15 protein-coding genes are annotated in these 11,818 nt (G+C 62.6%); 10 read left to right on the forward strand and 5 right to left on the reverse strand.

Annotated elements, in window-relative coordinates:
* Positions 1-624: 624 nt before the first annotated feature.
* The 3 genes from ACILRA_RS12120 to ACILRA_RS12130 all read right to left on the reverse strand — a co-directional run bounded on the left by ACILRA_RS12120 (position 625) and on the right by ACILRA_RS12130 (position 3,004).
* Positions 625-834: a hypothetical protein gene (locus ACILRA_RS12120; RefSeq protein WP_395662358.1), complete on the reverse strand. Its 210-nt coding sequence runs from the start codon at positions 832-834 to the stop codon at positions 625-627.
* A gap of 35 nt (positions 835-869) precedes the next feature.
* On the reverse strand, positions 870-1,688 hold the full coding sequence (locus ACILRA_RS12125; protein WP_395662359.1) for a hypothetical protein: 819 nt from the start codon (positions 1,686-1,688) through the stop codon (positions 870-872).
* 71 nt (positions 1,689-1,759) lie between these two features.
* Entirely contained in the window at positions 1,760-3,004 is a 1,245-nt protein-coding gene (locus ACILRA_RS12130) for a hypothetical protein (protein WP_395662360.1), read from the reverse strand.
* 39 nt (positions 3,005-3,043) lie between these two features.
* On the opposite strand from ACILRA_RS12130, the gene ACILRA_RS12135 reads away from it, so the two are divergent.
* Positions 3,044-3,373, forward strand: a complete 330-nt coding sequence (locus tag ACILRA_RS12135; protein ID WP_395662361.1) for a hypothetical protein — start codon at positions 3,044-3,046, stop codon at positions 3,371-3,373.
* Positions 3,374-3,390: 17 nt separating this feature from the next.
* Here the strand turns inward: ACILRA_RS12135 and ACILRA_RS12140 are convergent, their stop codons facing one another.
* Entirely contained in the window at positions 3,391-4,437 is a 1,047-nt protein-coding gene (locus tag ACILRA_RS12140; RefSeq protein WP_395662362.1) for a hypothetical protein, read from the reverse strand.
* Positions 4,438-4,459: 22 nt separating this feature from the next.
* A complete protein-coding gene (locus tag ACILRA_RS12145) occupies positions 4,460-5,086 on the reverse strand; it encodes a hypothetical protein (protein WP_395662363.1) in 627 nt (208 codons plus the stop codon).
* Here ACILRA_RS12145 and ACILRA_RS12150 point away from each other — a divergent pair.
* From ACILRA_RS12150 to ACILRA_RS12190, 9 genes are all read left to right on the forward strand, one after another.
* Positions 5,063-5,881 (forward strand): hypothetical protein, encoded by an 819-nt coding sequence (locus ACILRA_RS12150; protein ID WP_395662364.1) that lies wholly within the window; start codon positions 5,063-5,065, stop codon positions 5,879-5,881. The genes ACILRA_RS12145 and ACILRA_RS12150 overlap by 24 nt on opposite strands.
* 12 nt (positions 5,882-5,893) lie before the next feature.
* The gene (locus ACILRA_RS12155; protein ID WP_395662365.1) at positions 5,894-6,310 is read left to right on the forward strand and encodes a DUF6511 domain-containing protein; all 417 of its coding nucleotides are present in this window, start codon (positions 5,894-5,896) and stop codon (positions 6,308-6,310) included.
* Positions 6,310-7,077: a PD-(D/E)XK nuclease family protein gene (locus tag ACILRA_RS12160; RefSeq protein WP_395662366.1), complete on the forward strand. Its 768-nt coding sequence runs from the start codon at positions 6,310-6,312 to the stop codon at positions 7,075-7,077. The genes ACILRA_RS12155 and ACILRA_RS12160 overlap by 1 nt, the downstream gene beginning before the upstream one ends.
* Entirely contained in the window at positions 7,074-9,431 is a 2,358-nt protein-coding gene (locus tag ACILRA_RS12165; RefSeq protein ID WP_395662367.1) for an AAA family ATPase, read from the forward strand. The genes ACILRA_RS12160 and ACILRA_RS12165 overlap by 4 nt, the downstream gene beginning before the upstream one ends.
* Positions 9,428-9,733, forward strand: coding sequence for a hypothetical protein (locus tag ACILRA_RS12170; RefSeq protein ID WP_395662368.1), 306 nt, complete (start codon positions 9,428-9,430; stop codon positions 9,731-9,733). The genes ACILRA_RS12165 and ACILRA_RS12170 overlap by 4 nt, the downstream gene beginning before the upstream one ends.
* A 107-nt stretch (positions 9,734-9,840) precedes the next feature.
* A complete protein-coding gene (locus tag ACILRA_RS12175) occupies positions 9,841-10,356 on the forward strand; it encodes a crossover junction endodeoxyribonuclease RuvC (RefSeq protein ID WP_395662369.1) in 516 nt (171 codons plus the stop codon).
* Positions 10,353-10,637, forward strand: coding sequence for a DUF6378 domain-containing protein (locus ACILRA_RS12180; protein WP_395662370.1), 285 nt, complete (start codon positions 10,353-10,355; stop codon positions 10,635-10,637). The genes ACILRA_RS12175 and ACILRA_RS12180 overlap by 4 nt, the downstream gene beginning before the upstream one ends.
* Positions 10,638-10,640: 3 nt before the next feature.
* Positions 10,641-11,201, forward strand: a complete 561-nt coding sequence (locus ACILRA_RS12185) for a hypothetical protein (RefSeq protein WP_395662371.1) — start codon at positions 10,641-10,643, stop codon at positions 11,199-11,201.
* A 170-nt stretch (positions 11,202-11,371) separates the two neighbouring features.
* Positions 11,372-11,818, forward strand: a 447-nt coding sequence (locus tag ACILRA_RS12190; protein ID WP_395662372.1) for a hypothetical protein, incomplete at its 3' end; no start/stop codon positions are given.

Raw genomic sequence — 11,818 nt, forward strand, 5'->3', positions numbered from 1 at the left:
GGCGTCAGACCGTGGTCGAGAGGTATGATCTCAAGCGTTGTTGCCTTCCCCGGCAGGTAAAGTTTGTCGAGGGCTCCTGAGCATGTGCCGCGGAAATCCCCTTGTCGAACAGATGTCTGGAATTCGAGAAATTGTGTGGGTCCGCCGATGGGATTCGAATCTGGGCTAAAACTGCACTCAATGAAAACAATAACTTACGGGCGGAGAGTGTTGGCTCCCAGCACCTTTCCCTCCGCCATAGACCTTCCACGCACCCTCAAGTCCGGTTTTGCAGGCATTCTCTAAAGTCCCTGAAAATAAAGGGAAATTCGATTAGCGGGAGTCGCCGCAGCCGCGCCACAGAGGCCGATTTTCTGGATAAATGGCCCTGAGAGAGCCGCCCTCCTGAAAAATACCGTACCATCGAAAAGGACGTACGGTATTTTTAGTCAAGTAATCTCAACGGCTTGGGTTTTCTGCTGTTGTGCCATGTCTATGGTCATCACTTGGTCTGCTCAACGATATCTTCGCGGGTATCCTCGGTTTTTCGGTGAACAAGGGTGATCGGATCGGGGTGGAGATGCTTCTCGCTCCGCCAGCGTGGCGTATGGTGCTCTCGACCCGCTTTGTCCGTGTCGCCAGATGTCAGGCACTCGACAGTCTTGCGATGTTTTTCGCCATCTCTTCAGCTTCTTCACGGGACGGGTACTCGTTTCGAAGGGTACTTTCCCGGCGGTAGTAGCACCAGGCGACCGGGCGGCCGCGCGCGTCGTTAATCCTGAAGGCTGAGCCGGTGTCGGTGATCTTCCATGGCACCGGGAAGATCGCGATAAGGTCGTCTGCTTTGCGCTCCACAAGCTTTCCTCTCGTTTACAGAACTCTGCAGCGTGTCAGCCGGAGTTCTTTTTCAGCCCGGCCGCGACGGTCTCGGCCTTCGGATCATCAATCATGTGCAGGACGTCGATGATGATCCTGCGCCATGCGTGATGCTGCCGCGCGATCTGGCCAAGCCGGATGATCACATCCTCATTCGCCACGGAACTCAGCGCTTCCAGCCCGCGGCGATCCGGTTGCAGCCGCATTTCGAGGAGCAACGGTTCCCGGGCCACTCCATCGCCCGCCTCGGCGATGACTGTCGCGGCGGTTCGCCGGACGTCGCGTACCGGGTCCGCAAGAAGTGGATGCAGTCTGTCGACTGGAGTTCTTGAGACGGAGGCGACCCGTACCGCTGCGGCACGGGTGTCTGGTTGCGGGTGGGCCAGCCCTCGATGTACCGTCGCTTGTGGCAACGATACGCCGCAAGCGGCAGCGGCAGGCAGGAGGTGTGGATCGAGGCAGTCAGCCATCGGGGCCCGGCGAAGGAGTTGAATCAGGAGGGGCGCCGCTGCGGTCTGGCGGACGAGGTCCAGAACCGCGACTTGTTCCGGCATGGGCACGTTCGTGCCGAAGCCGAGAAAGCGCTCCCACAGCGCGGCGGCGGCGTCCGTCCAGCCCTCGGGCCGCCGGCGGAGAACCTCCTGGGCGATAGGCTCGACCGATCCCAGCGACGCCCTGGCAAACCCCAGAAGCAGGTCTTCATCGCTCATCGCTGCCGGATCGATGGAGGACTGCAGAGCGCCGGGTGCCGCGTTGATGTTTCCAGCTGGCTGATCAAACAGATCCAACTGCCCCGGGTCACTGTTGCCGGCCGGTTCCGATACGCGGAGCACTCTCGCGCTTTCACCCGGAGCGGCGCTCCGTGGCTCCGCCGGAGGCAGTACGGTGCGGGGTGGGCCGGCGCTCATGTCCGGGCTTGCGCCTGTTGCCGCCCGAGCTCAGCAGTTCCGCTGTCCCGGAAGACCTCCCGGCCCTTGACGCAGGGCTGCTGAAGGGCGAGGCCGATCTGCTGGATGGCCCAGTCTGTCACCCCGATTGATGCGGCGGCGGCCATGATATGCCGGACGGCGCTGGCGGACTCCGACAGCAGCGGTTCATATCCACCGCCCGACAACAGCGACCTGATCGCGAGCACGCCGACAGCCATCGCGAACTCCGGCTGTTTCCCGACAAAATCCCGCGCCGCCCGCACCAGCGTCGCGGGATCCGCGTCCGTCGCGGCAGCGCAGTTGAGGGCGATATCGAGGAAGCCCGCATCCTTTGCGGCGGCAAACCACTTCCCCTTGTTCCCACGGGTTTCGATCAGATCGATCAGCACCTGCCTGCGGTCGCGCTCGGGGTATTTCCTTGCGAGCGCCCGATAGGTCGCAAGGTTCGTAGTGGCGAGGGCCGATGCAAGCCCGTAGCGACCGTAAGCCTCGTCAGAGCGTCCCTGCTGGATAAGGATATCCTCGCAGTAGCGGTCGATGGCGTGATCGCTGAATGCGCCGTTGATCTTGCTGCGGGAAGCCTCAGCATACGCGATCGCTTCCTGCCAAAGACCTTGGCGGAGGAGCGCGTCGGCGGCAAACCGGTCGTCCGACCAGAACCGGTGGCGGCGTAACGCCAAAAGACTACGCAACTCGTCATACCGGCCTGCCTCGAGCAGGCAGGACAGACAGATCGCGCTGCCGATGACATGATTGTAGCGCTGATGGTCGGCCCAGGCGTCGCGTATTCGGTCCAGAAGCATGTCCGCGTATTGATTGACGAGATCCGGATAGCGCGCAATCTCCCCCCAGCGCTCTGCAACGGGATCGAGGTATTCCACGCCGTCTTCCTGAACGGCATCGAACAGGCGCTCGAGCCATTTGGCCCTCGTGTCTCTGTCGGCGGGAGCGGAGATGAGCAGCGGAATGAGATCCTCCAGCGCATTGTGGACGGCGGTACCCAGCGCCCCCGATGACGTGTCGATGTGCTGGAGTGCGGGCCAGAGCCGTTCCATGAGGGCGACGCATCCGTCTCCCGCGGCTACCGGATCAGATTTGGCGGCCGTCCGGATTTCCTTTACCGCCTCCTTGAGGCGGGTGATGGCCAGCTTCGATCCCCGCCAGCCATAGGCGTTGGCGCGGAACTTGGTCTTGAACTGCCATTTGGGAGAAGCCGCCATGGCTTCGCATCCTGCCACCGGGGGAGCCGGTACCACAAGATGGTGCACGAGCGTGCGGAATCGAATAGCCTCCTCGCCATGATCGGACCAACAGCATGGGGCGAAGGACGCATGGCGAAGAATTCAGACCTTGATCGCGCGGCTCAGAAGATTGCGGACGCGCGTATGGAATGTGTAAAGCTTGGCGTTGCACCCGCCGAGATCGCCAGGATCATGCTTGACGAAGCCGTATTGGGGCTCGCGGCCAGCGGGCACTCGCTTGATGGCATTCAGGCGGCGTTCAAGTGGTACGGCGAGCGCGACCTGGTTCGATTCTATGAGGATCTCGTCAAGGCAGCAGCGCGAAAGGGTTCTTCACTGCCGCATTGACGGAGAAGCTTGCAGTCTCACGCCTTGAAGTCGCGAAGCCAGACTTCGAGATCGGTGTTTGTATCCTGCCTGATGACGAGGATTGGCTCGTATCTGTGGGTTCTCTTGTTGAGCGGCAGTGGCTCGGCCTCGATCTGGAAGAAGTCCCGGAGCGCCTTGCTCAGGTCGGACTTCTGCTTGCGCATCTTCGGCCACTTTCTCGATCCGAAGAGCTTTGCCAGTTCATCCATGCCCAGGGTTGGCCCACGCGCGGCAAACGCCATGAGCAGGTACCACTTATCAGTTGGTATCTTCTCGGCGCTTGCGCTGTCGAACATACCGGGAATATGCGTTCGCTCGATATTGACGGCCGGCGCGGCTCTACATTTCACGGAGATGATGTCACGTGACTTGAACGTGACGGTGACGTCCTTCCATGTTGTTTCTGGAGGCGTGGGGAACTTGCTTTCCAAGGTGCCAGCTGTGGGCGCGACCTCTTCCTGCCAAGCCAGAACGGCCTCGGGCCCCGCCGCGCGCGAGGATATTCTGCCATCCGCGCCAAAAGCGAACAGATCATCCAGCGCGATGATGATCGAACGGCATGTTTGAGCCGTCGCGCGATGGGCCTCCCTGATTAGCGTGCCGTCGGAAACAATCAGCAGGAAACACTCCCGCTGTGCCATGACTAGCCGCCCTATTGCGACGTCCACAGCTGGTATGTTCCGAGCGAAGATGAAGAAGGCCGGCAGAGAGCGGTCGCCATTGACGGGAAGCGAGCCGAGCCGCCAGAGCCATGCTTCTCCGGGCATCTGTTCCGGTGTGCCTGTCATACCCACTAATTTCTGGATGCGACTGAACAGCTTCTTCTCGTCGAGCAGATAGATCGCGCGCTCGTCTTTCCTGACAGGGCGCGCTTCGCAGTGCGGAGGTTGCTGCATGCAGATGCCAACAGCATCGCCAGGCCCGTGCTCGATGACCACGCGCTGGCAGGCATGGCCATTTTCGCATGGCAGGACAGCCGCACTCTCCAATGCTGGCCGCAGCAGTTCCTCCGGAAAACCACCCCAGGCCGCTCGGACAGCCATGAGACCCGGGAGTTCCGTCAACTTAGCCCAAAGCGAAGACATCGATGTCCTCATTTCTCAGTTCGATGGCTTCGTCGGATTCGCGCGAGATGATGAAGCCGCGCTTGCGGAGCCAGGTCTCGATGAGGTGGGCATCCTCGTTCCGGTCGTAGTTGGCCTTGCAGGGCGGACCCAGTCCTGCGGTGCGGGGATCCTTCGAGCCGGTGAACTTGACCGAGAACTTGGCGGCGTGAAGGGTGCCGCTGGTCGGGAAAGGTTCGCGCAGTTCCGCCAGCATGGCGAAGAAGTCTCGTGACCGCCTGATCTGGAAGTCGCCGCTCACGGAAGGGTGCTTGATCTGCAACTCGATGAGCCTGATCCAGTCGATTCCGTCGATGTCGGCGACTGACAAGGCATCCTTGCCATATTCCCGCAGCGGTTCCAGCGTGAACCTTTCGCTGGCCGCGAAATACGCCTCGTCTCCGAACAGTTCCTCGCCCAGCACGGCGACATACATCGCCCGCTCGCCCTTGGCCTGCGACTTGTTGAAGACCGCGAGGTCGTTGTTGGCACGGTCGTAGATGATGACAAGGCCACGCTCGGGGCCTATGCCAAGGGCAGGATTCAGGTCATCACCAATGTCGCGGTGCTGACCGAGGGCTGGGACCACCCGCCGACCTCCTGCGTTGTGCTGCTCCGGCCCTCTTCCTACAAGTCCACCATGATCCAGATGGTGGGCCGTGGCCTGCGCACCATCAACCCGGAGGAACACCCCGGCGTCGTCAAGACGGATTGCATCATCCTTGATTTCGGGACCTCCAGCCTCATCCATGGCTCGCTCGAGCAGGATGTGAACCTGAAGGGGTACGACTCGACGGAGGATTCGACCCAGAGCTGTCACAACTGCTCGGCCGTCATTCCTCTATCCTGCAGCGAATGCCCGATCTGCGGCGAGATGCTCCTCGTCGATGTGCGGAACGAGGAGGGTGACGGTCCGGAGCAGCAGCGCGCCCTACTGTCGGGCTTCGACATGACGGAGATCGATCTCCTGGCGCGCTCCAGTTTCGAGTGGATCGACATCAACGGCGACGGCTCCGCCATGATGGCCAGCGGTTTCACCGCCTGGGCCGGGGTCTTCAACCAGGACGGTCGCTTCTATGCCGTGGGCGGCGCCAGGAACAAGGCCTCGGTTCTGCTGGGGGTCGGTGAGAGCATCGTCTGTCTCGCCGCCGCCGATGACTGGCTCAACACCAACGAGTCGGATGAGTCGGCTCACAAGACCAAGGCCTGGCTCCGTCAGCCTCCGACCGAGCGGCAGTTCGCCTACCTGCCTCCGGCCTGCCGGATGGATTACAGCCTCACCCGCTACCAGGCATCGGCCATGCTGAGCCTGAAGTTCAACCTCCATGCCATTCGCAGCCGCATCGCGGAAGCAAGGGGCGCCAGCCTCGCGGCGGTCGCGTGATGGGGGAGCATCATGTCACACGCATCACCCGTCACCGTCCGCGAGCGCTTCGTGCGCTGGCAGCCGCGCTTCGAACTGTGCGCGGTGTGCAGGACCCCGACACGTGGCTTCGGCTGGCAGGAACCACAGCGCATGAGCAAGCCGCGCCCGCCCGCGTGGTTCTGCTCCATGGCCTGCCAGACCTTCTTCTGGGAACGCGCCCGGAGGTCCTTTGCCATGGTTGATCTGACCGACGAGGAAAAATCCGCCCTGCGTCACGCCATGCAGATGGCCGCCGAAGTGATGGAGGAGATCGGGTGGAACACCCGGCTCTCCGATCTCTCCGAGCAGCAGGTTTTCACCCTCATGGAGGTCGTCGTCGGCGGCTTCCAGGACGCGATGCGCGATATCGCCGCCGCCAACAAGCAATCACCGGAGGTACCGTTCTGATGCTGGACTATAATCACACCCGCAGTTTTGCGGACATGCTCAACGATGTTGTTGATGCCGCGCTGATGGACGAGAATGCCGCTCGTCCCCGCCGCGAGTATCTGGGCGGTTCGCGGGTGGGCCACGCCTGCGAGCGGGCCCTGCAGTTCGAGTTCGCTGGTGCGCCGAAGGATGAAGGCGCCGATTTCCCCGGCCGCACGCTGCGCATCTTCGCCATCGGCCATGTGCTCGAGGACCTGGCAATCAAGTGGCTGCGCGCCGCTGGTCTCGATCTCTATACGCGCAAGGGCAATGACCCCGACGGCCAGCAGTTTGGTTTCTCGGTCGCTGGCGGACGCATCCGCGGCCACGCCGATGGAATCATCGCCGGTGCTCCCGAGTCACTGAAGCTCGGCGTTCCCGCGCTGTGGGAATGCAAGACGATGAACGCGAAGAACTGGCGAGAAACGGTAAAGTCCGGTGTTGCTGTGGCGAAGCCCATCTACGCCGCCCAAATCGCGCTGTATCAGGCCTACATGGATGCAAGCATTCCGGGCCTGGCATCGAACCCTGCGCTGTTCACCGCCATCAACAAGGACACTGCTGAACTCCACCATGAGCTGGTGACGTTCAACGCTGAACTGGCCCAGCGCATGAGCGACAGGGCCGTGCGCATCCTTCGCGCCACCGATGCGGGAGAGCTTCTGCCGCGCCTTGCCCGCGAGCGCGGCCACTTCGAGTGCCGCATGTGCCCCTATGCCAACCGCTGCTGGAGCCTCGCACAATGACCGACCATACCGATGACACCACCGGCACGGGTGAAGGACAGAAGCCGGAGCAGAAAACCACCGGCGAGGTGATACATTTCAACCCGTGGCGCGACTTCAACGATGCCCCTCTGCAGGAGGACCCGTTCGGCATCGAGCCGGATCCAGCCCAACTCGGCACATTTCTGGATGTCGTGTTCGGCTATTGCGAAGGCCTGATCCCCGTCCGCGGCTTCGTGGACAAGGGGCAGGGCCGGGATGGCAAGCCCAACAACATCTGGATCGACGCGGATGGCGCGGCGTTCGACAAGCTGAAGACCTTCGCCACCTGGGCGTGGCGCGAGGGTGCGGCTCTCTATGTCATCCCCGGCACCGTGGCGGCCCAGGGTCAGGCGCGCGCCCATGAAGTCCTACAGATGCAGGCCATCGTGGTGGACCTCGACGCCGGGGACATCATCGCCAAGCTGGCCCATCTGGTCCACCATCTCGGCGCGCCCACCCTGGTGGTGGAAAGCGGCGGGCGTACGCCCGAGGGCGCGCTCAAGCTTCATGTGTGGTGGAAGCTCACTGAGGCAGCGACAGGTGAGGATCTCGCCACGCTGTGCCGCCTGCGCGGTGACATTGCCATGAAGGTGGGTGGCGACACCCACTTCCGCTCGGCGCACCAGCCGATCCGCGTGGCCGGCTCCGTCTATCACAAGGGCGGGTTCCAGCGGCTCGTGCAGATCCGCGAGCATCATGCCATCGAGGTTGACCTTGCGGATTTCGGCGAGCGCGTGGCCGCCATGCCCTTCATTCCCGGCATGGGCGCCGAGCCGCCGGCGGAGGGCCATGCCAAGCCCTCCATCGACGCCATCCTCACCACGCCCGTGCACGAGGGTGGAACTGATGCCTGGACCCGCTTTGAGGGCGCCAGCGCAGCCATCGGTCATTACGTGCGCCTGGTGCATGAGGGGAAGCTCAGCCCGAATGACGGCTGGGAGGCCATCTGCCAGTACAACGCTGCCATGCTGAGGCCGGCATGGCCCGTCGAGCGTCTTCAGCAGGAGGCCGACCGGATCTGGGCGCTGCATGTGAAGAAGAACGGCCCTGCGCTGCTGCGCAACGAGGCCGACCCTGAACAGGAAGCCCAGCCGCTGCCGGTGTTCTCCTTCGGCCAGTTGCTTGATGACCGCTCGCCCATGCCGCCGGACATCATTGCGCCGCGCGTCCTGACGCCGGGAGGGCTGCTGGTTCTGGGCGGAGCCCCGAAGGTCGGCAAGAGCGACTTTCTCATCAGCCTGCTCGCCCACATGGCCGCCGGCGTGCCGTTTCTCGGCTTCACGCCGCCACAGGCCCTGCGCGTCTTCTATCTGCAGGCCGAGATCCAGTACCATTATCTCCGCGAGCGCATGCAGCAGATCAGGCTGGATGGGGCGGTGATCGCCGGGGCGCGCGACAATCTGTTCGCCACGCCCAAGCTGCGCATGATCCTCGACGACAAGGGCCTCGCCCTGGTGGTTGAGGCCGTGCGGGTCCGTTTTCCTGACGCCCCGCCCGACATCATCTGCCTCGACCCGATCCGCAACCTGTTCGACGGCGGCGAGGAGGGCGGCGGCGAGAACGACAACAACGCCATGATGTTCTTCCTGACCGAGCGTGTCGAGCGCCTGCGTGAGGCCGTGGCGCCCGACTGCGGTGTCATCCTTGCCCACCACACCAAGAAGATGAACCGCAAGGCCGTGGGCGAGGATCCCTTCCAGGCGCTGTCGGGCGCCAGTGCGCTGCGTGGCTTCTACACCTCGGGGCTCCTGATGCACCGGCCCGACGAGGATAGCACCATGCGCAGGCTGGAGATCGAGTTGCGTAACGGCCCGGCGCTGCAGCCCAAACTGATCGACAAGGAGAACGGCCGCTGGGTCGAGATCAACCCCATGAACGAGCGTCTGGTGCGCCAGGATGTCGGGGCAAAGCATGACGCTGAGCGTGATCGCAAGGGCGACGTCATCCTCAATCTCATTGCTGAGCAGGGAATGCAGGGCAAGATGTATACCCCCACGCAGTTCGCTGCAAAGTTTGAGAACAGGGCGAGCCTCGGCGGCAAGACGGGCATTTTGGACCGGCTTCAGGTGCTCGCTACCAATGGCCACGTCAAGTATGTGCGTGGTGATGGAGCCCGGACGCTTGGCCTCAAGGTGGCCGGCGTGAAGTATGGCTATCTCTGCGTGAAGGACATGCTCCTCAGGAGCGATGCCGAGGCGGTGGACGCTGACACTGGCGAAGTCGGACCTGTCCTTCTCAAGGTATGCCCCACCGATTTCATGTGCCCTCAGACCGGCGTGATGCTGCCGGTGGAGAACCCCGATGTGTGGGTCGATCGGGAGGATTTGGAATGAACAAGTGGCACCCGCTCGGCCCCTCCGCAGAATCCGGAACGTGTGCAGAATCCGGAATCCGAAACAGCAATCCGGATTCCGGAGTCTGGAAATCGCCGAGTCAAATCAATGGCTTGCTGCAGAATCCGGAATCCGGAATCGTCAGTACACTGAATGAATTCGGATTCTGGAATTCACATATTAAAATCAATGGTTTGGAGCAGAATCTGGAATCCGGAATTTCCTCCCTAACGGGTAGGTGCCACCCGCTGAAGCTGGGTGTGGCACCTAACCCGGAGCCTATCTGGTGGGACGATGGATAACTGATCCCATAGCCCATCAAGTCAGACGGACGGCAGCCAGTACCGCCAAGCACGAGGCTGCCGCCGTCCTCCACCACGACAACCAACCCTCACTGAAGGAGACCATCATGGTACTCGCGACTCTGCCTGTGCCCGCTGCAAAGGCAACCCCGACGATTCCATCCATCCTCGCCCTCGACCTGGGCACCACCACCGGCTGGGCCATCCGCACCGGCCGCTGCCGCATCGTCCACGGCACAGCCGAATTCCGCCCCAGCCGCTTCGAGGGTGGCGGAATGCGCTACCTGCGCTTTGGCAAATGGCTGGATCAGACGCTGGAGATTACCGGCGGCATCGATGCCGTCTACTACGAAGCGGTGCGGCGGCATCTGGGGACCGATGCCGGCCATGTTTACGGCGGTCTCCTCGCGACGCTCACTGCTTGGTGCGAGGAGAAGGGCATCCCCTACAGCGGCGTGCCCGTCGGCACCTGGAAAAGACACGCCTGCGGAAAGGGCAATGCCGACAAGCAGGCGGTGATCGCAGCCATGCGCGCGCGCGGCTTTGAGCCTGGCGACGACAACGAGGCCGACGCCATCGCCATTCTGCTCTGGGTCATCGAGACGAACGGAGGCCTGGCATGAGCAGCCCTGCGGAAATGTTCCTGAAGCACGTCGCCAATGTGATCGCCGAGCGCAGCTCCCAGTACGGCGACGCCAGCAGCAACATGGCGGCCATCGCAGCGCGGTGGTCGGCGACGCTGGGGCGGGAGATCACACCCGCGCAGGTCGTGCTGTGCCTGCTCGACCTTAAGCTGGCGCGCCTTGCCCACGATCCCGCCCACGAGGACTCGGCAGTGGATGTCTGCGGTTACGCCGCCCTGCTGCGCGAACTGACCGAAACCTCGAACACGGAAGGACGCTGAACCATGGCACCCGGACGCAAACGGAAATCCGGCAAGCGCTACGCCTGTGGCAAGCGCACCAGACCGGAAACGGAAAGGGACGCCATGAGTGTTGCCCTCGATGCGCGGCGGCGCCACTTTGGCGTGACGGCAAAGCAGGCGAAGGATGAGCGGCTCGGTACGGCGCTGGGGCGACTGGCCTTTCGCGAGTTGATCAGTGAGACGCAGTACCAGGCTGGCGTGGCGTTCGCCGAACTGTACCGGCAGCACCACGCGGTGTGTGGCCTGCCGTCGCCAAGCCCACGCTCCGTCGCAGGACTGCTGATCAACGAAGGGATCTTTGGGGCAAGCCCAAGCGAGCCTGTGCTGGAGGTGATCGAGAAGCTCAAGCGGCGCTTCAACGCTGCCACTGAAGCGCTCGATGCCTGCGACCGCGAGCAGCGCATGTCGATGGGAAGGCGCCCGACGTTGCTGGTCTATCGTGTCATCTGCACCGATGAGGACGCGATGCGCTGGCCGGAGGAGGACATGGGCAACCTGCGCGTGGCGCTGAATGCGCTTGTACGGTTGTTTCGGTTGGCATGAGTCAAGCGCGTTGGAGACGGGTCTAAAAACAAACTTACTAAGAAAATGAGATTTAGTTGAAAAAGCCTGTTGACACGTTCCTGCGACGCGACTAAAAGTTCCGATATTGAAGGATCGGAATTGCGCCTGGAGATGAGTTCTCTGGGCGCTTTTCTTTTGGGGGGTTGGTCATGCAGGTTCGCTTCCTCGAGGCCGACGATCTGCGCACCCGCTTCGAAGCGGCTTGCACCCGTCTTGGTGAGAGCGAAGCCCGCCGTGCCTTCTCGATGGCGCTCAACAAGGAAGGCCGCAAGTCGTTCACGCAGCTGCGCCGCTCCCTTGCCCAGCAATCGTCTATCCCGCGCGGGGCCGTCAATGCAGCGACACGTTTCAAATCCGCGACGCGCGGCACGATGTCCACGGTGACCTCTGGCACTGGCCGTCATCTGCCGCTGTCATTCTTCGGTGCAAAGCAGTTCTCCTACGGCGTGCGCGCGAAGATCTGGGGCAGGGCGCAGACCTTCCGCTCGGCCTTCGTCGTGAAGCGCTACGGCGGCGGCGTGTTCAAGCGCAATGGCAAGGCGCGGTTTCCGATCGAGCAGCTGTGGGGTCCGTCGGTGCCGAAGGAGATGCTGCGT

This window comes from Aestuariivirga sp., assembly GCF_044239095.1.
Taxonomy (GTDB): Bacteria; Pseudomonadota; Alphaproteobacteria; order Rhizobiales; family Aestuariivirgaceae; genus Aestuariivirga.

Bases quoted from the DNA above. Each gene is read 5' to 3' on its own strand.
- ACILRA_RS12130 (WP_395662360.1), bottom strand. From the start codon at position 3,004: ATGGCGGCTTCTCCCAAATGGCAGTTCAAGACCAAGTTCCGCGCCAAC.
- ACILRA_RS12135 (WP_395662361.1), top strand. From the start codon at position 3,044: ATGGTGCACGAGCGTGCGGAATCGAATAGCCTCCTCGCCATGATCGGA.
- ACILRA_RS12140 (WP_395662362.1), bottom strand. From the start codon at position 4,437: ATGGCTGTCCGAGCGGCCTGGGGTGGTTTTCCGGAGGAACTGCTGCGG.
- ACILRA_RS12155 (WP_395662365.1), top strand. From the start codon at position 5,894: ATGTCACACGCATCACCCGTCACCGTCCGCGAGCGCTTCGTGCGCTGG.
- ACILRA_RS12160 (WP_395662366.1), top strand. From the start codon at position 6,310: ATGCTGGACTATAATCACACCCGCAGTTTTGCGGACATGCTCAACGAT.
- ACILRA_RS12165 (WP_395662367.1), top strand. From the start codon at position 7,074: ATGACCGACCATACCGATGACACCACCGGCACGGGTGAAGGACAGAAG.
- ACILRA_RS12170 (WP_395662368.1), top strand. From the start codon at position 9,428: ATGAACAAGTGGCACCCGCTCGGCCCCTCCGCAGAATCCGGAACGTGT.
- ACILRA_RS12175 (WP_395662369.1), top strand. From the start codon at position 9,841: ATGGTACTCGCGACTCTGCCTGTGCCCGCTGCAAAGGCAACCCCGACG.
- ACILRA_RS12180 (WP_395662370.1), top strand. From the start codon at position 10,353: ATGAGCAGCCCTGCGGAAATGTTCCTGAAGCACGTCGCCAATGTGATC.
- ACILRA_RS12185 (WP_395662371.1), top strand. From the start codon at position 10,641: ATGGCACCCGGACGCAAACGGAAATCCGGCAAGCGCTACGCCTGTGGC.